Annotated in this window: 15 protein-coding genes; 10 read left to right on the forward strand and 5 right to left on the reverse strand. The window is 69.5% G+C overall.

Annotated features, from left to right (window positions below):
- The first annotated feature begins 3 nt into the window (after positions 1 to 3).
- The 3 genes from HHX40_RS17190 (at position 4) to HHX40_RS17200 (ending at position 1917) form a co-directional block, all read left to right on the forward strand.
- Complete coding sequence (locus tag HHX40_RS17190) at positions 4 to 579, forward strand: helix-turn-helix domain-containing protein (protein WP_182881392.1); 576 nt, start codon at positions 4 to 6, stop codon at positions 577 to 579.
- 161 nt (positions 580 to 740) lie between these two features.
- A complete protein-coding gene (locus HHX40_RS17195) occupies positions 741 to 1046 on the forward strand; it encodes a hypothetical protein (RefSeq protein WP_117408427.1) in 306 nt (101 codons plus the stop codon).
- 34 nt (positions 1047 to 1080) lie between these two features.
- Positions 1081 to 1917: a polysaccharide deacetylase family protein gene (locus tag HHX40_RS17200; RefSeq protein ID WP_182875404.1), complete on the forward strand. Its 837-nt coding sequence runs from the start codon at positions 1081 to 1083 to the stop codon at positions 1915 to 1917.
- Positions 1918 to 1981: 64 nt separating this feature from the next.
- Here HHX40_RS17200 and HHX40_RS17205 read toward each other — a convergent pair whose 3' ends face one another.
- Both HHX40_RS17205 and typA read right to left on the reverse strand, forming a co-directional pair.
- Positions 1982 to 2620 carry a superoxide dismutase family protein gene (locus HHX40_RS17205; protein ID WP_165900795.1) on the reverse strand — a complete coding sequence of 213 codons (639 nt, stop codon included), beginning with the start codon at positions 2618 to 2620 and terminating at the stop codon, positions 1982 to 1984.
- Between the two features lie 136 nt (positions 2621 to 2756).
- A complete protein-coding gene (typA, locus tag HHX40_RS17210) occupies positions 2757 to 4610 on the reverse strand; it encodes a translational GTPase TypA (protein WP_117408430.1) in 1854 nt (617 codons plus the stop codon).
- 303 nt (positions 4611 to 4913) lie between these two features.
- Here typA and HHX40_RS17215 point away from each other — a divergent pair, with 303 nt between their 5' ends.
- From HHX40_RS17215 to HHX40_RS17230, 4 genes are all read left to right on the forward strand, one after another.
- Positions 4914 to 5357, forward strand: a complete 444-nt coding sequence (locus tag HHX40_RS17215) for a hypothetical protein (protein WP_182881393.1) — start codon at positions 4914 to 4916, stop codon at positions 5355 to 5357.
- Positions 5354 to 6577: an NRAMP family divalent metal transporter gene (locus HHX40_RS17220; protein WP_182881394.1), complete on the forward strand. Its 1224-nt coding sequence runs from the start codon at positions 5354 to 5356 to the stop codon at positions 6575 to 6577. Before HHX40_RS17215 ends, HHX40_RS17220 begins: the two co-directional genes overlap by 4 nt.
- A gap of 22 nt (positions 6578 to 6599) precedes the next feature.
- On the forward strand, positions 6600 to 7406 hold the full coding sequence (locus HHX40_RS17225; RefSeq protein ID WP_182881395.1) for a hypothetical protein: 807 nt from the start codon (positions 6600 to 6602) through the stop codon (positions 7404 to 7406).
- Between the two features lie 67 nt (positions 7407 to 7473).
- Complete coding sequence (locus HHX40_RS17230; protein WP_259403682.1) at positions 7474 to 8229, forward strand: alpha/beta hydrolase; 756 nt, start codon at positions 7474 to 7476, stop codon at positions 8227 to 8229.
- Between the two features lie 239 nt (positions 8230 to 8468).
- On the opposite strand, the gene HHX40_RS17235 is transcribed toward HHX40_RS17230, so the two are convergent.
- Both HHX40_RS17235 and HHX40_RS17240 read right to left on the reverse strand, forming a co-directional pair.
- Positions 8469 to 9905 carry an aldehyde dehydrogenase gene (locus HHX40_RS17235; protein WP_182881396.1) on the reverse strand — a complete coding sequence of 479 codons (1437 nt, stop codon included), beginning with the start codon at positions 9903 to 9905 and terminating at the stop codon, positions 8469 to 8471.
- A 147-nt stretch (positions 9906 to 10052) separates the two neighbouring features.
- Positions 10053 to 13115, reverse strand: coding sequence for a M14 family metallopeptidase (locus HHX40_RS17240; protein WP_182881397.1), 3063 nt, complete (start codon positions 13113 to 13115; stop codon positions 10053 to 10055).
- Positions 13116 to 13328: 213 nt separating this feature from the next.
- On the opposite strand from HHX40_RS17240, the gene HHX40_RS17245 reads away from it, so the two are divergent.
- Positions 13329 to 14225: a coiled-coil domain-containing protein gene (locus tag HHX40_RS17245; RefSeq protein ID WP_182881398.1), complete on the forward strand. Its 897-nt coding sequence runs from the start codon at positions 13329 to 13331 to the stop codon at positions 14223 to 14225.
- On the opposite strand, the gene HHX40_RS17250 is transcribed toward HHX40_RS17245, so the two are convergent.
- The gene (locus tag HHX40_RS17250; RefSeq protein ID WP_182881695.1) at positions 14207 to 15487 is read right to left on the reverse strand and encodes a GH1 family beta-glucosidase; all 1281 of its coding nucleotides are present in this window, start codon (positions 15485 to 15487) and stop codon (positions 14207 to 14209) included. The two genes, HHX40_RS17245 and HHX40_RS17250, sit on opposite strands and share 19 nt — an antisense overlap.
- Positions 15488 to 15557: 70 nt before the next feature.
- On the opposite strand from HHX40_RS17250, the gene HHX40_RS17255 reads away from it, so the two are divergent.
- Both HHX40_RS17255 and HHX40_RS37735 read left to right on the forward strand, forming a co-directional pair.
- Positions 15558 to 16202, forward strand: a complete 645-nt coding sequence (locus tag HHX40_RS17255) for a TetR family transcriptional regulator (protein ID WP_182875413.1) — start codon at positions 15558 to 15560, stop codon at positions 16200 to 16202.
- Between the two features lie 1156 nt (positions 16203 to 17358).
- Positions 17359 to 20049: a ricin-type beta-trefoil lectin domain protein gene (locus tag HHX40_RS37735; RefSeq protein ID WP_182881399.1), complete on the forward strand. Its 2691-nt coding sequence runs from the start codon at positions 17359 to 17361 to the stop codon at positions 20047 to 20049.
- Positions 20050 to 20052 lie beyond the last annotated feature (3 nt).

Consider the following 20052-nt stretch of genomic DNA (forward strand, 5'->3'; position numbering starts at 1 on the left):
CGCATGCCGGAACCCGGGACGATCACCGCGGCCATCGCCGCGAACGTGCGCGGCCAGCGCGCCCACCGGGGGATGACCCTCGACGAACTCGCGGCCAGGTCGAACGTGAGCCGCGGCATGCTCGTGCAGATCGAGCAGGGCCGCACCAACCCCAGCGTCAACACGCTCACGCGCATCGCCGACGCGCTCGGCGTCACCCTCGCCCGGCTGGTGGAGGTCGCCGACACGCCGGTCGTCCGGATCGTGCCCGAGTCGGAGGTCGTGACGTTCGAGCAGCCCGGGGGAGGATCGGCCCGCCTGCTCGTCGGGACCGACGCGCCCGCGATCCTCGAACTCTGGGACTGGCGCCTCGGGCCGGGCGAGCACCACGACGGCGACGCGCACCCCGCGGGCACCCGCGAGATGCTCACCGTGCTGGAGGGGCGGCTCACCCTCGGCGTGTACGGCCGGAGCCACGTCGTCGGGACCGGCGACGCGGTCGTGTTCAGCGCCGACCGCCCGCACCGGTACGCCAACGAAGGCGACGCGCCGCTGCGGTTCGTGATGGTCGTCACCGAACCCAGGGAGCCCTCGCCCTAGATCGCGGCCATCCCGCCGCGCCTGGGGCCACATGACTCACGAGTAAGGGCTGCGCGGTGACGCTGAGTGGTCGATGATTACAGAATGAATCGGAAGGCGCCGCCTCAAGCTTGGGTACATCCCTTTTTGTACGTGTCTGGTGGGCAGGGGGGCGGTGCCCGGTGAGCGAGTCGCGGGTCGCGGTGGAAAAACTTCGCGCGGAACTCGCCGCGCTCGGGGTGGCCGACGCGTACGAGATCGGCGACGAGGCTACCCTCTCGGTGTGGATAGGCCTCGTCGTGACCTTCCGTGACGGGTTTTACCGTTGGCGCGAGGGTGCCGTGAAGTGCCGGCACCTGGGTACGGATCCCGCAGGGTGCGCCGTCCGGGTGGCTCGCAGACACGCCGAACTGAAAGCGGACGTGCCGCCCTGGTGGGAGGAGCTGGACAGGGTTCTGCGGGGGGGAGCCGCCGGCGGCTATCCGTGACGTTCGTGGCCCCCCGCCTGCTCCGGGGGGTCGTATGCGGATCGGATTCGTGCTGCTGTCGTTGGCGCTGGTCGCCGGATGCGCCCAGAGCAGGTCCGCGCCTTCGCTGCGGGGAGCCGAGCGCAAGGCGGTGCGGGCCGTGGCGCCGCACTTCCGTTTCGGGCCGGTGCGGCGGTTCGACGCCGACCTGCTGCGCTGGCGGCTCGCCGGGGCGCAGCGGGGAGCGCCCGGGGCACGCCTGCCCGCGGTGCCGCCGCCCCGGCAGATCGACTGCCGGCAGCACCGGTGCGTGGCGCTGACCTTCGACGACGGGCCCGCCGAGTACACCGGGCACGTGCTCGACCTGCTCGCCGCCCATCACGCCCGGGCCACGTTCTTCATGCTCGGCCAGATGATCACGGGGGAGACCCGGGACTTCGTCCGCCGCATGGCCTCCGAGGGGCACGAGCTCGGCAACCACTCCTGGGACCACGCCTCGCTGTCCGGCCTCGCGCCCGAGGCCCTGCGGCGCGAGCTGGAGCGGACCCAGGAGGCCGTAAGGACGGTCACCGGTGTCCGGATGCGGCTCATGCGCCCGCCGTACGGCGCGACGAACAAGTCGGTGGAGGAGGAGTCGAAGCAGGAGGGCCTCGCCCAGATCCTGTGGGCGGTCGACACCCTCGACTGGCTCAACCGCAACCCCACCGTGATCGCCCAGCGCAGCGCCGCGGCCAAGCCGGGCGACATCGTGCTGATGCACGACATCCACCCCACCACCGTGCAGGCGCTGCCCCACCTGCTCGACGAGCTCGACCGCAAGGGCTTCACGTACGTCACCGTCTCCGAGCTGCTCGGCAGCCCCGCACCGGGGAAGACGTACACGAACCGCTGACGGCGTGGCGCCGGGAGCGTTCCCGCCGTCCGTCCACCCCGGGCATGCGGGTCGGGCACGCCGGTCAGGCGCGCGGCCTGACGACACCGCAGCCGACGCGCGCGCCGGCGTCGCCGGTCCTGCGGGTGGTCAGGTCCGGGCCGGTGGCTCCCATCGAGTCGGGGCGGTGGAAGTACCTTTTCGGGATGTGGGCGAAGTTGTCCGGTCCGGCGTGCACCACGACCGCGCTTCCGTTGGCGTCCGCGAGATCCTCCAGCGTGAACCGGTCGGTCACGAAGGAGGCGGAGGCGGTTCCGTCGTCCGCGGCCAGCAGCGGAGGCATGTCCCCGGCCCCGGCGCCGTGCGTGCCCGGGCCGAGGTGGCTTCCGGCGCTGGAGAACGGCGTGCCCGTGGCCCGGTCGACGGCACGCGGGTCGCACACGCCCGCCGCGTGGATGTGGAAGCCGTGGAACCCGGGGGCGAGCCCGCGCACGCTGACGCTGACCCTGGTCTTCTCCAGGTCGTACCGCTCGAACCGGACGCTGCCCAGGACGCGCCCGGAGGCGTCCCTGACGACGGCGGCCGCCGTCCCACCGGTGCGTGACGGTGTCGCGGGAGCGGCGGACGCCCCGGGGACGGCCGTGGCGGCGAGTCCCAGGGCGAGGCCGCCGGCCACGGCGAGTCCCAGCGAGAGACCCAGGGCGAAACGGGGTGGGCGAGGCATGGCGCTGTCCTCCTCAGACGCTTGACGCATCCGACAGCAGAGCACGGTGAGCCGGGCCGAGGAGGACGAACGACGCCGTCTGTGCCCGCCGTTTACCCGTTCTTGGCGTCGCGGGCCGGGCGAGCGGGTGACAAGGTCAGTTGGCGCGCTTGGCGCGGGCGGCGGCGCGGCCCCGGAGGGCGGAGTCCAGGACGACCTTCCGGATGCGCACGGTCTGCGGGGTGATCTCCACGCACTCGTCGTCGCGGATGAACTCCAGGGCCTGCTCCAGCGACAGCACGCGCGGCGGGATCAGCTTCTCGGTCTCCTCGCTGGTGGAGGAGCGCATGTTCGTGAGCTTCTTCTCCTTGGTGATGTTCACGTCCATGTCGTCCGAGCGCGAGTTCTCGCCGACGATCATTCCCTCGTACACCTCGGTGCTGGGCGAGACGAACAGGGTGCCGCGCTCCTGCAGGTTCATCATGGCGAACGCGGTGACCTGGCCCGACCGGTCGGCGACCAGCGAACCGGTGTTGCGGGTGCGCAGCTCGCCGAACCACGGCTCGTAGCCGTCGAAGACGTGGTGGACCAGGCCGGTGCCGCGGGTCTCGGTGAGGAACTCGGTGCGGAAGCCGATCAGGCCGCGCGACGGCACCACGAACTCCATGCGGATCCAGCCGGTGCCGTGGTTCGTCATGTGCTCCATGCGGCCCTTGCGCACGGCCAAAAGCTGGGTGACCGCGCCCAGGTACTCCTCCGGGCAGTCGACGGTGAGGCGCTCGACCGGCTCGTGCAGCTTCCCGTCGATCGTCCTGGTCACGACCTGCGGCTTGCCGACGGTCAGCTCGTAGCCCTCGCGGCGCATCTGCTCCACCAGGATCGCCAGGGCGAGCTCGCCGCGGCCCTGGACCTCCCACGCGTCCGGGGTCTCGGTGGGCAGCACGCGCAGCGAGACGTTGCCGACCAGTTCCTTGTCGAGGCGGTCCTTCACCAGGCGGGCGGTGACCTTGGCGCCCTTGACCTTGCCCACCAGCGGGCTGGTGTTGGTGCCGATCGTCATGGAGATCGCCGGCTCGTCGACCGTGATCAGCGGCAGCGGGCGCGGGTCGTCCGGGTCGGCCAGCGTCTCACCGATCATGATCTCCGGGATGCCGGCGATGGCGATGATGTCGCCCGGCCCGGCCTCCTCGGCGGGCTTGCGCTCCAGCGCCTCGGTCATCAGCAGCTCGGAGATCTTGACGCGCTGGACGGTGCCGTCGGTGCGGCACCAGGCGACCTGCTGGCCCTTGCGGATGGTGCCGTGGTGGACCCGGCACAGCGCGATCCGGCCCAGGTAGCTGGAGGCGTCGAGGTTGGTGACGTGCGCCTGGAGCGGCGCGGAGGGGTCGTACACCGGCGCCGGGATCGTCTTCTTGATCGTCTCGAATAGCGGCTCAAGGTCGGGCGAGTCGGGCATGCCGCCGTCGGCGGGACGCGCCAGCGACGCCCGGCCCGCCTTGGCCGAGGCGTACACGATCGGGAAGTCGATCTGCTCCTCGGTGGCGTCCAGGTCGATGAACAGCTCGTACACCTCGTCGACGACCTCGGCGATCCGGGCGTCCGGGCGGTCGACCTTGTTGATGCACAGGATGACCGGCATCTTGGCCGACAGCGCCTTGCGCAGCACGAAGCGGGTCTGCGGCAGCGGGCCCTCGGAGGCGTCCACCAGCAGCACGACGCCGTCGACCATCGACAGCCCGCGCTCGACCTCGCCGCCGAAGTCGGCGTGGCCGGGGGTGTCGATGATGTTCAGCGTCATGCCGCCGTGCCTGACGGCGGTGTTCTTGGCGAGAATGGTGATGCCCTTCTCGCGCTCCAGGTCGTTGGAGTCCATGACGCGCTCGTCCACGTCCTGGTTGGCCCGGAACGCGCCGGACTGCCAGAGCATGGCGTCGACCAGCGTGGTCTTGCCGTGGTCGACGTGCGCGATGATCGCGATGTTCCGCAGGTCGTCGCGGGTGTTCATAGGCATAGGGAAGTCTCGCTCTGGTTCGTCGGGGTGTCGTCCGCGTCCCGGGACCGAAGCGAGACGCACAGCAGCCGCAAGACGCGGCCATACCAGTTTAGTTGATCCCGATCGCCGGCACGCGCCGACGGCTCCGGGGCCCTCGATGGCAACGCCGGCGCCGCCGCTCGCATTCCACTCCGTTCAAAGGCCTGCCGTCCGGGCAGGTGAATCGGCTGTGACGGATGAAGGACTCGTGCTGCTGATCGCCTGGGCGGAGTTGCTCGTGCCGCTCCTCGTCCTCGCCTACCTCCTGCTGCGGCGGCGCACATGATCCCGCTTGCTCGGCTGGCTCCGCTCGCCCTCCTGACGGCACTCCTGCTGTCCGCCTGCGTCAGCCCCGCGTGGGACGACCACGACTACGCGCTCAAGGCCGGGAAGACGGCCGAGTCGGCCGTCTCGGCCGTGCGGTTCGCGCGTTCCGTCGTGGCGCACCGGGACCGGATGACGGGGCCGTACGCCGAGGTGGTGCTGACCGAGGCGGTGCAGGACCTGAGCAGCGTGAACGACCAGTTCGGCGGCGTGCAACCGCCCTCGGACTCCTCGGACCGCGTCAGGGACGAGGTGCTGCGCCTGACCGAGAGGGCCGAGAGCGAGGTGGCGGACCTGCTCATCCAGTGGCGTCGCGACGGGGTCAAGGACCCGGAGGCGGCCGTACGGGACCTGGACGGGCTCGCGAGCGAGCTGAGCGACTTCGCGGAGAAGCACAGATGAAGAGACTCCTCGCGGTCACGCTCGGCATCCTGACGGCCTTCGGCGGCTTCGTGGACATCGGCGACCTGGTCGCCAACGCCGTCGTGGGGTCGAGGTTCGGGATGTCCCTCGCGTGGGTGGTGATCGTCGGCATCATCGGGATCTGCGTCTTCGCCGAGATGTCCGGCAGGATCGCGGCGGTGTCGCAGCGGCCGGTCTTCGATCTCGTCCGCGAGCGCATGGGTCCGCGTGCCGGGCTGGTCAACCTCGGCGCGTCGTTCTTCATCAACGTGCTCACGCTCGCGGCCGAGATCGGCGGCTCCGCGCTCGCGCTGGAGCTGGTGACCGGGATCAACTACCTGTTGTGGGTGCCGCCGGTGGCCCTGGTCGCCTGGCTGGTCATGTGGCGGGTGAAGTTCGAGACCATGGAACGCGTCTTCGGGCTCGCCGGGCTCGCGCTCGTCGTGTTCATCGTCGCGCTGTGGCAGCTCGGGCCCGACTGGGGCGAGCTGACCACGCAGCTCGCCCGGCCGCCGCAGGACGAGGGGGTGCCGACCTACCTCTACTACGCGATCGCGCTGCTCGGCGGGGCGATGACGCCGTACGAGGTGTTCTTCTTCTCCTCGGGCGGCGTCGAGGAGAAGTGGACGCGCAAGGACCTGGTGACCGCGCGGGCGAACGTGTTCGTCGGCTTCCCCCTCGGCGGTGCGCTGTCGCTGGCGATCGCGGCGTGCGCGGCGACCGTCTTCATGCCGGCCGAGGCCGAGCCAGGCTCGCTCGGGCAGATGGTGCTGCCGGTCGCCGAGGGACTGGGCAAGGTCGGGCTCGGTGTGGTGATCCTCGGGGTGTTCGCGGCCACGTTCGGCGCGACGCTGGAGACCGCCCTGTCGTCGGGCTACTCGCTGAGCCAGTATTTCGGCTGGCAGTGGGGCAAGTATGTGGTGCCCGGCCGCGCCGCCCGGTTCCACGTGACCGTGCTCGCCTCGGTGATCGTCGCGACCGCGCTGATCCTCACCACCATCGACCCGATCAAGGTGACCGAGTATTCGCTGGTCTTCTCGGCCGCGGCCCTGCCGCTCACCTACCTGCCGGTTCTCATGATCGCCAACGATCCCGACTACATGGGGGCGAAGGTCAACGGCAGATTCAGCAACGTGCTGGGCAGCTTCTACATGGTGCTGCTGCTCGTCGTGGCGCTCGCGGCCATCCCCCTGATGATCGCGACGAAGGCGGGCCAGTGACGACCCGGGAGGCGAGGGAACCGTGAACGAGCACGCGCGGGTGCTGCACGCCCGCCTGCACCTGCTCGACCGGCAGGTCGTCAGGGAGAGCGACGACCGCCTGCTGTGCAAGGTGGACGACCTGGAGGTGCGGCCCGGCGACCGGCCGTACGTCACGGCGATCCTGTCGGGGCCGCTGGCGCTCGGTCCACGTCTCGGCGGTCTGCCGGGATGGCTGATGACGGAGACCGACCGCCTCTTCCGGGGGGAGGCGCGGCCCGGGCCGTACCGCATCGACATGAGCCTGGTGACCGACGTCGGCAGCGCCGTGCGGGTGGCCGGCCACCCGCAGGACCTGGCGCTGGAGCGCTGGCTGACCAGGAACGTCGTCGGCCGGATCCCGGGAGCGGCGGGCACACCCGAGCAGGATGTTCCCGAAAGCGCGGCGGGGGACGCGTCGGAGCAGACCCTCAGGGTGCGGGAGAGGGAGGAGGACAGGCCGGACACGATGCGGCTCGGCGGACTGATCGGCCGTACGGTCCGCGGCCCGTCGGGGGAGGTCGCCGGTGACACGGCGGACGTCCGCCTCGTTCAGGACGGGCCGCTGCTCGCGGAGGTCCGGCAGGCCTTCCGGCTCGCCGGTCTGCTGATCGCCCGGCGGCGTGCCGGGCGGCTCTTCGGGTACGAGCGCGGTCCTGGTCTCTGGCGGCCGTCGCTGCTCGGCGCCCTCGTGCGGCGCATGCACGGCGAGATCCGGTACGCCGAGTGGGACCAGATCGAGTCGCTCGACGACGACGAGGTCAGGCTGGGGGTCGCCTGGGACCGGCTGCGCTCGACCGCCGACCTGTGACAGTTTCCCGTCGCGTGGGGGCGGCATGCGGGAGAGAAGTGACATGGGGGGAAATAAGGTCGGAGGCATGGCTCTCGCTGCTGCTTACGGAGCGATGCTGCGCACGGCGGACGGCGTCCGCATCGACGCGGCGCACACGCCCAACGGCTCTCTCGACCTCGGCGTCGTGGTCGCGCACGGGTTCACCGGCACGTGGAGAGGGCCGGACACCCGGCGCATCGTGCACGTCCTGTCGAGGTTCGGCGGGGTGGTGTCGTTCGACTTCCGGGGCCACGGACGCTCCGGCGGCCGGTCGACGGTCGGTGACCTGGAAGTCCTCGACGTGGACGCGGCGGTCAAGCTCGCCCGCTCGATCGGTTACCGCCGGATCGTCACGCTCGGCTTCTCGATGGGCGCGGCCGTCGTCGTACGGCACGCCGCGCTGCACGGGGGCGTGGACGCGGTGGTCTCGGTGAGCGGTCCGGCCCGCTGGTACTACCGGGGCACCAAGCCCATGCGCCAGGTGCACTGGGCGATCGAGCGCTGGCACGGGCGGCTGGCGGTCCGGCTGGCCAAGCGGACCAGGATCGCGGTCGAAGGATGGGACCCCGTGCCGCTCCCGCCGCACGAGGCGGCGCCGATGGTCGCCCCCACGCCCTTGCTGATCGTGCACGGGGACCGGGACCCGTTCTTCCCCGTCGAACACGCCCACCAGCTCTACGAAAGCGCCGGGGAGCCGAAGGAGCTCTGGATCGAGCCCGGCTACGGCCACGCCGAGGCGGCGGCCACCCCCGATCTGATTCGCAGAATTGGTCGGTGGATTTCGCGAACCAAACCCGCGTAAGGGTCGTCTATATGGCCAGAGCGAGCCTGAGGGGCGCGCCGGCGTCTGGACTGAGGAGTGCGCGGGAGCGAAGCGACCAGAGCACGACGAGGGAAGTGTTCATGGCGTGCCTCCGGCACGACCTGCCGGGTGTGAGCGCCTCGAAGGTGAGCGGGAAGCGCAGCGTCGCGGGGGCGCGCTGGGCGGTCCACCGGCCTGGTGCGGCACGCGTGCCGCACCAGGCCGGAGGGACGCACGCATCAGCCCAGGCGGGCGATGGACTTGTGCTCCAGGTAGGCCGAAAGGCCCTCGGGGCCGAGTTCACGGCCGAGGCCGCTGGCCTTGAACCCGCCGAACGGGGTGTTCGGGTCGAGCGTGTGCATCGTGTTGACGCCGTACGTGCCGGTACGCACCTGGCGGGCGATCCCCATGCCGTGTTCGGCGTCGCCGGTCCAGACCGAGCCGGACAGGCCGTAGTCGCTGTCGTTGGCGATCCGCACGGCGTCCGCCTCGTCCTCGTACGGGATCACCGTGAGGACCGGGCCGAAGATCTCCTCGCGGGCGATGCGCATGTCGTTGGTGGCGCCGGCGAAGACGGTGGGGGCGACGTACCAGCCCCGGTCGTACGGCCGGTCGAGGCCGCCGACGACGGGCTTGGCCCCCTCCTCGACGCCCGACCTGATGTAACCCTCGACCCGCTCCTGCTGGCGCCGGGCCACCAGCGGGCCGATGCCGGTGGCCGGGTCGGCGGGGTCGCCCACCCGCTGGCTCGTCACCATGTGGGCGACGGCCTGCACCACCTCGTCGTACCGGGCGCGGGAGGCGAGGACGCGGGTCTGCGCCACGCACGCCTGGCCGTTGTTCATCAGCGTGGCCATCGACAGCATGCCCATGGCCGAGGGCAGGTCGCAGTCGTCCAGGATGATCGCCGCCGACTTGCCGCCCAGCTCCAGGGTGCACCGCTTGAGCCGCTCGCCGCAGATCGCGGCGATCCGGCGGCCGGCCGCGGTCGAGCCGGTGAAGGCGACCTTGTCGACGCCCGGGTGGGAGACGAGGTGCTCGCCCGCCTCACGGCCGGCCGGGACGATGTTCACGACCCCGGCGGGGACCCCGGCGTCGTGGATCATCTCGGCGAGCAGGTAGGCGTCGAGAGGCGTCTCGGGGGCGGGCTTGAGCACGACGGTGCAGCCCGCGACGAGCGCCGGGGCCAGCTTGCTCATCGTGACGAACTGGGGGACGTTCCAGGGGACCACGGCCGCGACGACGCCGACCGGTTCGCGGCGGACGGTCACGGGGCCGAACAGGCCGGGCCGCTCCTCCTCGACGGGGAAGGCGGCGCCGAGACCGGCGAAGTACTTCAGCATCCCCAGCGGCTGCGGGGTCTGGGCGAGCCGGGAGAACGTGATCGGGGCGCCCATCTCCAGCGTGATCAGCTCGGCCATCTCGGCCTGGCGCGCCTCGTAGATCTCCGCGAGGCGTCCCACCACCGCCGCGCGCTCGGCCATCGTCATGCGTGGCCACGGCCCGTTGTCGAAGGCGTCTCTGGCGGCCGCGACCGCGCGGTTCATGTCGGCCGCGGTGCCGTCCGGGACCCGGCCGACGACCTCCTCGGTGTGCGGGGAGACCACCTCGATCGTGCCCGTGCCCGCGGGGGCCACCCAGTCGCCGCCGACGAACAGCGTGTCGTGCTGCCGCATGCCTGCCTCCCCGATCGGGCTTGACCACACACGGAGACCGAATCATGTTCTGCTCGGTGTTGGCAAGAGCCGGCACGGCAGGAGCGCGGCCGTGGCCCGGCCCTCGCCGTACGGCGAGGACCGGGCCACGGGTTCTCCGGCGCAGCCCTACGGAAGGGCCGGTCCGAGCAGGTGCCGCATCGACCGGCGGACCAGGTCGGTCCGCATGGCCTGGGTCGTCGCACCCTCGGCGCCGAAGCCGAAGTAGACCGTGTCCTGCGTCGTGACGCCCGCGCCGTCCTCCAGTGTCTGGTCGCTGCGCGTCCAGTCGTTCAGCGCGTCCGCCGAGCCCGGGGGCGGGCCCGCGACGGTCCAGCCGCCGAGGCCGTCCTCGAACGAGGTCTGCGAGACGACCGCGCCGTCGGCCTTGACCGTCGCGTCGTCCAGCCAGACGCCGAGGCCCTGGGTGCCCCAGTCGCTGATGTAGGAGATCGACACCTCGACCTGCTTGCCCGCGTACGCCGTCAGGTCGATCGTCCACTGCTGCCAGCCGTTCGACGAGCCGGAGGCCGCGTTCCAGGCGCCGGTGGTGCCGGTCGCCGTGCACGACGAGGCGCCGTCGTACGTCTGGTAGTGGGCGGTGAACGGGTGGAGGTCCGCCCAGCCGCCGGCGCAGCTCTCACCGGGCTCCTGCGTGGTGTGCCCGTTCGCGTCGGGGAGCGTCGTCCAGTCGTCCTGGCCGGCCGTGTGCGCCTCGACGGTCAGGAAGTCCCAGTCCGGCTCGGTGTTGTACGACGTCCAGAACGACAGCTCGCCACTGGTCTTGCCGGTGAGGTCGATCGTCCTCGTGAGCCGCTTGTACGACTGGTCCGCCTCGCCGCTCTGCACGTCCCACGCGCCGGTGTGCGGCGCGAAGGGCGAGCCCCCGGCGTACTGCCACTTCAGCGGGGCCGCACTGGCGAACTGCGGGAACCGGCCGACCGGCAGCACCGACGAGGTCGTGACGAACGCGGAGGTGTGGTTCTGGTTGCCGGGCGAGTCGCCGCCGTTGAGCGTGCCGAGGAACCCGGCGAAGGCGCCGCTCGTGCCCTGCAGCGGCACCGTGGCGCCGTCCGCGTCCTGGCCGCCGCCTTCCACGAAGGTGTAGGCGCCGAGGTAGTACTGCACGAAGTCGTTGCTGAGCGCCAGGCACGGCGGCTTGCTCAGCGTCGTGCACTCGGGCTGCGCCGGATAGTCCGGCTCGTACCAGTAGGCGCCGTCGACGTTCTGGCCGTACAACGCGTACTTTCCGGTGACGAGCAGTTTGCCGCCCTCGTTGAGGTAGTCGCGGAACGCGAGTTCCAGCTCCTCGGCCAGGTTCGCGGCGGTGCCGCCGGGCTGCCCGGCCGCGCGGGGGATGATGTCGTCGCCGGTCTCCCAGACGACGGCCTTGTAGTGGCTGAGGACCCCGAGCGGGTGGGGCGCCTTCCGGCCGTTCTTGTCCACGTCGTACACGTCGGAGGAGTAGCCGGACCCGGTCAGCGCCGTGGTGTAGGCCCCGGCGTACTTCGCCTCGGTCGCGCCCTGCGCGGGGCTGATCCCCGTGACGTCCTCCGCCGCGACGACCAGCACCTTCCCGCCGATGTCCGTGGACACCGTGTAGGTGAAGTCGTCGCTCTTCCTGAGGAGCGAGGTGAACCAGACCTTCACCCGGTCACCGGGCTTGGCGCCCTTCACCGTGCCCCTCAGCCGGTGGAAGTAGGTGTCGTAGCCCTCGCCGTACCGCTCGCCGCCCTTCCACTCGCTCGTTGGCGCGATCTTCGTCCGTCCGCCGTTGATCTGGTAGTTGAGGACGACGGGACCGAGCTTGCGCTTGGCGTCGACCTGCACGACCTGGTCGGTGCCGTAGCTGACGTCGAACGGGTCGACGACGAAGTCGGGGACCGTGTTGCCGAGGTGGCTGACGGGCTCGCTCGGGTTCAGCGCCGACTTCGCGATGTCCAGCGCGAACGGCAGTTGCTTCTCGAACTCGGCCTGCACCAGCCCCTCGTCGTCGGGGAACACGAAGCCGCAGCCGTCACAGCCCTCCTCCAGCTCCGGCGTCCAGGCGAGCGTGCCGTACGCCTTGTGCGCGTGGTCGGTGGTCTCGCCGTTGGTGGTGTAGAGCTCGGCGCCGACGCCGGGGTCGAAGCCGGGCACGGCGGGCTTCTCGTCGGTCCCGGTCAGGGCCAGGTAGATGGGATCGTCCGCGGTCGTCGTCTGGACCTGCCAGCCCTCGGGATAGAGCAGCAGCGGGCCGTACGAGTGGTAGTTGACCTGGGCCTTGAAGCGCAGCCGCTTGAGCAGGCCGTCCAGGGCCCGGGTCTCGGGCTCCGACGCCGGGGCGGTGCCGCGGTAGGTCTCGCTGCTGAAGACGCTGGAGGAGCCCTCCTCGTCGTATCCCCACTTGGTGGGGTAGTTGCGGTTGGGGTCGACCCCGTCGACGCCGGTGATCTGGCCGTCGCCGTCGTTGTCGCGGAGGTTCTTGCGCCAGAGCCGGTTGCCCTCGGTGAAGGTGAAGTCGTAGCCGTCGGGGTTGGCCACCGGCACGAACCACACCTCGGTGGTGGCCAGCAGCTTCGCGACGTCGGACTTGCCCTTGTTGGCCACCAGGTACTTCAGCAGCCGCATGTCGACCTCGGTCGCGATCCACTCCCGGGCGTGCTGGGTGGCGGAGTAGAGCACGGCGGGCTTCAGGCCGTCGGGCAGCACCCGGGCCAGCGCGGTCAGCTTGAGGGCGAGGATGTCCTTACCCTGGACGGTCTTCCCGATCGACTCCAGCTTCGCGACGTCCTTGTTGGCGTCCGCGATGGCCTTGAGCTGGTCGGCGATGCCGCCCTTCTCCGAGTAGGACCTCCAGACGGTGTATCCGCCGGCCGCCTGGGCCCTGGCCGCCTGCAACTGCGTCTGGCCCTGGGGGTTGCGAACCGGTTGCGGCCGGTAGCCGAGGATCTGGAGCTTCTTGACGTCGGCGGGCGTCGCCGTCAGCTCGACGTGCTCCTGGTCGCCCGAGGGGTGCTGCTGGACGACGTCGAAGCCCTTCTGGTTCAGCGTGGCCGCGGTTCCGGGCGCGCTGTCGAGCTGGTAGAGGTCGATCTGGTCCGTGGGCGGGAGCGGGTCGCCCTGGCCGGCCTGCGCCGGCACGGCCGGCGCCAGGAGCGCCGCGCCGAGGGCCACGGCGGCCAGGGTCGAGACGATCACTCGTCGGGACATCGAGGAGCCCTTCGTGAGGGGTAGCGATCTCCCGAATCTCCGTCGCGGTCAATCCACGTTCAAGTGCAGTAAGGCGACGCGTAAGTCTCGAATCGATCACAGAACGCGGAACCCGACGATTGCTCGCTTTCAACCCAACAGTTTCTCCTGTTCCGCTAGCAGACATAAAGATCGTCTCCTATAGTTTCGGACCGAATCCGAGTGGAGGTCGACGTGCGGTCGGGACGCTGGGCCAGACTGGCGGTGGTCACCACCGTGCTCCTCGCCGCACCCGCTGTCTCAGGCGCGTTCACCGCCTCGGCCGAGCCCGGCCAGCAGGCCAAACTGCGCAGGCTGACGAAGGAGGCCGCCGCGCTGCAGAAGGAGTACCGCGGGGAGATCCTCAGCCTGGAGGACGCGGAACTGGCCGCCAAGAAGGCGTCCGCCAAGGTCGGGAAGCTGAAGGTGGACCTGCGCGCGGCCCAGCGGGCGGTCACCCAGTTCGCCCAGACCTCCTACATGAGCGGCGGCATGGACGCCTCACAGCTCTTCTCGGTGTCGGGCGACCTGAACTCGCTGTCGACGCTGGCCTATCTGGGCGACGCGAAGTCGGAGCGGCTGAACGGCATCAGGGCGTTGATCGCCAAGCAGCGGAAGGCGAGCCGCGACGCCGACGCCGAGATCGACAAGCTGCAGCGCCACATCAAGGAGCTGAAGGCGAAGCGGCGCGAGATCGAGACCCTGATGGCCAAGTACGGCTTCCAGGCCCCCGACGCCGGCAGCGGCCTGACCCAGCGCATGATCACGGTGCGCAACGCGATCATGTCGCAGTTCCCGATGCCCTTCAGCGTCGGCTGCCTGCGGCCGGGGGACCCGGGCGAACACGGCAAGGGCCGCGCCTGCGACTTCATGATGAGCAGCGGCGGCCGCATGCCCGACGCGGTGGCCAAGGAGCGGGGCGACGCCCTCGCCCAGTGGTGCATCCAGCACGCGAGCCAGTACGGGATCATGTACATCATCTGGCAGCAGCGCTTCTACGACATGCGCACCGGGGCCGGGTGGCGGATGATGTCCGACCGCGGGGGGATCACCGCCAACCACTACGACCACGTTCACGTGTCGGTGCTCTGAGCCTTCAGGAAGTCCGCGAACCAGTGGTAGGACGCCTTCGGGGTGCGCCTCAGGGTCTCGAAGTCGACGTGGACCAGGCCGAACCGCTGATGGTAGCCCTCGGCCCACTCGAAGTTGTCCAGCAGCGACCAGACGAAGTAGCCGCGCACGTCCGCGTCCGCCTCCCGCATCGCCCGGATGTGGCCGTCGAGGTAGGCGATCCGCTCCTGGTCGTCCAGGCCGTCGTACGAGCAGCCGTTCTCGGTGACGTAGACGGGCGGGAGCGCGTCGCCGTACCGGGCGGTGAGGGAGCCGAGCAGCTCGCGGAGGCCGCCGGGGACGACGGGCCAGCCGAAGGCGGTCACGGGATGACCGGAGATCGGCTCGAACTCGAACGGCAGGTCGCCCCCGCCGGGGCCGGAAATCCGCGTCGGCATGTAGTAGTTGACGCCCAGGCCGTCGAGCGGCTGGGCGATCGTCTCCAGGTCGCCTGTCTTCACGGGCAGTTCCACGCCGTACGCCGATAGGTCGGGGTAGGCGCCGGTGAGGACCGGGTCGTTGAACAGCCGGTTGTGCAGGACGTCGTACGCCTCGGCGGCGGCGAGGTCCTGCTCGGAGCCGGAGGCCGGCCAGACGGGCGTGCAGTTGTTCGTGATCAGCACGTGGCGCGCTCCGGCCGCCCGCAGCGCCTGTGTTGCCAGGCCGTGGCCGAGTAGCTGGTGGTGGGCGGTCGGCAGCGCGCCGAGCATGAGCGTCCTGCCGGGGGCGTGCATGCCGAGGGCGTATCCGTACACCATGTGGACGAACGGCTCGTTCAGTGTGATCCACATGGAGACCCGGTCGGCGAGCCGGTCGGCCACGACGGCGGCGTAGTCGGCGAAATATCGCGACGTGTCGCGGTCGAGCCAGCCGCCCTCGTCCTCCAGGGCCTGCGGCAGGTCCCAGTGGAAGAGCGTCGGGACCGGGGTGATCCCCTTCTCGTGGAGCGCGTCCACGAGGCGGTCGTAGAAGTCGAGCCCGGCCTGGTTGACCCGGCCCCGGCCGGTCGGCAGGACCCGCGGCCAGGCGATCGAGAACCGGTAGGCGTCCACCCCCAGACCGGCCATCAGGGCGACGTCCTCGGCGTACCGGTGATAGTGGTCGCAGGCGACGTCGCCGGTATGCCCGTCACGGACCTTGTGGGGGGTGTGGGAGAAGGTGTCCCAGACGGAGGGGCCCCGGCCGTCCTCCGCGACGGCTCCTTCGATCTGGTAGGACGCGGTGGCCGTACCCCACAGGAACATGCCGTCTCCCGTTATCATGAGTGTTACTCGCGTTAACGTATCCGCCTGATGGGCGGGAGACAATGGCGGCATGACCACAGGGGGAACGTTGCGCCGGCGGCCCGCCCAGCGCCGCAGTCAGGAGCGCGTGGAGCGCATGCTCGACGAGTGCGCCGGGCTGCTCGACGAGGTGGGGTACGAGGCGCTGACGACCAAGGAGGTCGCCCGCCGGGCCGAGGTGCCGATCGGCACCTTCTACCAGTTCTTCACGGACAAGCAGAGCCTGGTCCGCGCGCTCGCGCTGCGGAACCTGGAGGCCTACCTGGACCGGATGGCGACCCTGCTGTCCGACGCGCGGCTGTCCGACTGGGCCGGCGCGGTCGACCTCGGCATCGACGAGTTCGTCCGGATGAAGCGCACCATGCCCGGCTTCGGGGTGGTGGACTTCGGCGAGGTGCTGGCCGCCCCCGGCGGCCCGGCCCTGCCCGGCACCCAGCGGATGCTCGACGAGGCCCTGGAGAACAACGTGGTCGTGGCCGACCGGCTGCGCTCGATGATGGTGGAGGTGCTCGGCGTCGTGCCGGGCGACGGCCTGTCCCGCGCCTTCGTGGTCGCCGTCGAGGCCGCCGACGCCGTGCTCAAGCTGGCCTTCCGCGCCCACCCGGACGGCGACCCCGACCTCATCGCCGAATGCAAACGCCTCGTCCGCCGCTACCTCTCCGACCACCTTCATTAGGCGCCTGTCCGGACGCTCTGAAGAACCCGCGATCCGAACCCGGAGCGGCGGGGGTCGTACACCCTGAAGGCGTATCGGCTCCTGAGAGTTGCGGCAGGCCGGCCGCCACGTTTCGTATACGGGCAGGCCGCGGTCGCGAAGGAGCCGCTCCTGTGGGTGGCGGACGTAGTGGTGAGCAGTACGGCGAGGGCGCTGGCGCGAGGCGAGGACCCCGGAACTGTCGGCTTGGGGGATGCGCTTTCGTACGTGGGCTGTGAGCCTGCATGACCTCTGAACACGCGAAAGCCGGGCCACCACCTGCGGAGGTTAACCCGGCTTCACTTCGTAACCCCGAGTGGGCTACGCATCACTAATAGTATTCAACTTTGACTTCCTGTCAAGTCCCTCGGGCCAGGGGCCGCCCGCCGTACAGAGCGCACGGCGGGTGAGGAAGGGCGGCGGTACCTCGGCGGCGTGGGTCGGCCGACGCCTCCGCTCCGTGACCGGCGCAGACTGAGCGGGCCGGCGAGTGTGATCACATCGCCGCTGAAAGTTTCACCATTGCACGTGATCCACCACTGCTGATGTGGGCGGTTCGCTGCCTCGGCCTGTCCCGGAATACGGGCTGATCCGGCGGCGATCCGGGGTGTCGCAGGCTCCGCATGTCGGATCGCGCCGGGCCGCCGGCAACCGGCGCGTCACCGGATACGCCTGCCACTGACCTGGTAGATCACGCCCACGGGCTGCCAGGGCGTGCCGCTCGGGTGACCGGCGGCACCCAGCCGCGACGCGTGTGAAGTTCACCATGTCGCGAACGATCACTTTGCCTTATGGCGCCGGGGTGGGCGAAGGCGCGCCTTCCCACGCTCCATCGACTCTTGCGAGACACCCCTCAAAATGCCACATTACCCATCGACATCAGACGGCATACGTCATACGTTACGACGTCACAGTCGGTAACGCTATGTCTGCCACGGATTCTTAGGGCGTGTTATGGCCGCGCATGCCGTGAGGACGGCCGGCTCCTCGGCCCGGAAAGACGCACGGCCCTCCGATCGAAGTCCTCGACCACAAGACAGGCGCCACACCCGCGCAGTGGCACACCCCCGATGAGTTCTCCTGTGGCGGGTCGATCGCGCGGCGAAAATATGCTCGGAACCAGCGAAGGGAACAGAGCGTGAAGTCAGCCCTGTCCACCACTGGGAAGGCGTTAGCAGCGCTTGCGGTGTTCGTCGCCGCCGTGTTGCTGCCGACCTTCGCAGGCCCGGCCTCGGCAGCGACCCAGGCAACCTACTACGTCGCTCCCGACGGAAACGACGCGAACCCCGGAACGATAGCGTCGCCGTTCAAAACCCTGCAGCGCGCGAGGGACGTCGTCCGCACGGTGAACGCCAGCATGTCAGGCGACATCTACGTGTATCTCCGCGGGGGCAACTATCCGGTCGGCAGCACAATCGACTTCACGCCGGCCGACTCCGGCACGAATGGTTACCGGGTCATCTACGCCGCGTACCAGAACGAGACGCCGATCCTCAGCGGAGGCGTCCAGGTAACCGGATGGACGCAGCACAGCGGCAACATCTGGAAAGCCCCGCTGAATCGCAGCAACAAGCTCCGTGCGCTCTATGTCAACGACAAGCGGGCGTACATGGCCTCGAAGACGATGAATTCGGCCGGATGCTACGGGACCTACAACATCACGGCGGGACAGGCGTCCTGGGCGTGGGAATCGGGTTCGCAGTGCGCGGGGGCGAAGTACAGCCTCAGTGATTTCCCCGCTGTCGCCGCCAACCAGGACGACATCGAGATAGAGACGTCGACGACCTGGACCACGGCCATCGTGGGCGTCCGGCAGGTCACCACCGAGGGCTCGAACCGCATAGCTCTGTTCCAGCAGCCGGGAGCGGCCATCGCCCAGGGCGCCTTCAACGGCAACGCCCAGGTCGGCGGCAGCCACAAGGTGATGAACGCCTACGAGTTCCTGGACGCGCCGGGCGAGTTCTTCTTCGACAAGACGAGCCGGACCTTGTACTACTACAAGGCGAGCTCGGAGGACATGACGACCGCCGCGGTCTGGGCGCCGAACAACGTGTCCACCCTTATCAAGGTCGCCGGCACCTCCACGAGCAACCGCGCCAAGAACATCACGTTCTCCGGCCTCACGGTCCAGCACTCCGACTGGAACCTGTTCAACGTGGCCGGCTCGGTGTTCAAGCAGGCCCAGCAGGGCAATCTCGGCGCACAGGTGTACGCCAAGCAGAACTTCCACGCCTATTACTACCGCAACGTCGACCTGGCGCCCGGCATGATCCAGATCGAGAACGCCGACGGGCTCGTCCTGCAGAACAACCGGATTCAGCACACCGGCGTCGACGGAATCACCCTGGCCAACGACGTGGTGAACACCCAGTTGATCGGTAACTACACCAACGACATCGCCGGATCCGCCATCGACGTGGGCCACCCCCAGCATGTCTACATCGGGGACTACACCTCGTCGAACCGCGAGAAGTATCCCGTTCAGGTCGAGGGCGCCCCCAAGAACATCGAGATCAAGAACAACTACATCTACGACAGCGCCGTGTTGTTCAACGGGCACAGCCCCATCTCGGCGTACTTCGCCGACACCCTGTCCATCCAGCACAACCGCATCGAGAAGACCCCGTGGTCCGGTGTCACGCTCGGCTGGGGGTGGTGGAACTTCGACGGATCGTCAGGCTCGATCGCGCCCAACCGGCCGACCACCACGGCGAGGAACAACACCATCAGCTACAACCACTTCATCGACACGGTGCAGCGGCTGAGCGACACGGCGCCCATCTACACGCTGGGCAACCAGCCGGGCACCACGATCACCAACAACTATCTGCAGGGCGTCCCCTCCGGTCACAAGTACGGACTCCACCCGGACGAGGGCTCGGGAAACATCACCTTCCGCGACAACGTCCTGAGCGTGGACAAGAACGTCACGTGGCTCATCAACTCCGACGACTTCGGGCGTAAGCACGACCTGAGCATCACGCAGACCTACGGCCCCATCAACAAGGTCTCCAACAAGAACCTGCCGAACAGCACGGTCCAGGACATCCTCGTGTACTCCGACTATGTCTGGCCGTCGCAGGCCTACGGCATCGCCGTGAACTCCGGACTCGAGGACGCATACCGGAACATCGTCCCGCAGAGCAATCTCTCCCTGCCGGACTACGTCCTGCCCGCCAGCACGTTCGTCGCCTCCGGTGTGACGTCGATTCCGATCCGGAGCGCCGGCGACGCGAGCAAGACGGTCTGGCTGGCTCCCTCGGGTACGACCAACTTCACCGCCGGAAACACGATGACCACGGCGAGCGGAACCGCGACCTCCATCGCTGTTCCGGCGTCGAACGGCGAGTATCGGCTCTACGTCGTGGACGCCCAGGGCAATCGATCGGCCGAGTCGAAGTCGCTCGTCAGGCAGGGGAACGGCGGTAGCAACCCGCAGCAGGGCGTCCAGATCGTGGGCGGCCAGTCCGGCCGGTGCGTCGATGTGCCGAACTCCAGCACCACCAACGGCACCCAGGTGCAGCTGTGGGACTGCGGGAGCGGCACCAACCAGCGGTGGACGTACACCTCGGGCAAGCAGCTGCAGGTGCTCGGCAACAAGTGCCTGGACGCCTACGGCCAGGGCACCGCCAACGGCACCCAGGCGATCATCTGGGACTGCAACGGACAGACCAACCAGCAGTGGAACGTCAACTCCAACGGCACGATCACCGGCGTGCAGTCCGGGCTGTGCCTCGACGCCAACGCGGCCGGCACCGCCAACGGCACGAAGCTCATCCTCTGGGCCTGCAACGGCGGAAACAACCAGAAGTGGACCCTGCGCAGCTGACGT

This window comes from Microbispora sp. H10949 (genome assembly GCF_014161435.1).
In the GTDB taxonomy this organism is placed as follows: Bacteria; Actinomycetota; Actinomycetes; order Streptosporangiales; family Streptosporangiaceae; genus Microbispora; species Microbispora triticiradicis.

Excerpts from the sequence above, each read along its gene's own strand:
- HHX40_RS17190 (WP_182881392.1), top strand. The coding sequence starts at position 4 with ATGCCGGAACCCGGGACGATCACCGCGGCCATCGCCGCGAACGTGCGC.
- HHX40_RS17200 (WP_182875404.1), top strand. The coding sequence starts at position 1,081 with ATGCGGATCGGATTCGTGCTGCTGTCGTTGGCGCTGGTCGCCGGATGC.
- HHX40_RS17205 (WP_165900795.1), bottom strand. The coding sequence starts at position 2,620 with ATGCCTCGCCCACCCCGTTTCGCCCTGGGTCTCTCGCTGGGACTCGCC.
- typA (WP_117408430.1), bottom strand. The coding sequence starts at position 4,610 with ATGCCTATGAACACCCGCGACGACCTGCGGAACATCGCGATCATCGCG.
- HHX40_RS17215 (WP_182881393.1), top strand. The coding sequence starts at position 4,914 with ATGATCCCGCTTGCTCGGCTGGCTCCGCTCGCCCTCCTGACGGCACTC.
- HHX40_RS17220 (WP_182881394.1), top strand. The coding sequence starts at position 5,354 with ATGAAGAGACTCCTCGCGGTCACGCTCGGCATCCTGACGGCCTTCGGC.
- HHX40_RS17230 (WP_259403682.1), top strand. The coding sequence starts at position 7,474 with ATGGCTCTCGCTGCTGCTTACGGAGCGATGCTGCGCACGGCGGACGGC.
- HHX40_RS17235 (WP_182881396.1), bottom strand. The coding sequence starts at position 9,905 with ATGCGGCAGCACGACACGCTGTTCGTCGGCGGCGACTGGGTGGCCCCC.
- HHX40_RS17240 (WP_182881397.1), bottom strand. The coding sequence starts at position 13,115 with ATGTCCCGACGAGTGATCGTCTCGACCCTGGCCGCCGTGGCCCTCGGC.
- HHX40_RS17250 (WP_182881695.1), bottom strand. The coding sequence starts at position 15,487 with ATGTTCCTGTGGGGTACGGCCACCGCGTCCTACCAGATCGAAGGAGCC.
- HHX40_RS17255 (WP_182875413.1), top strand. The coding sequence starts at position 15,558 with ATGACCACAGGGGGAACGTTGCGCCGGCGGCCCGCCCAGCGCCGCAGT.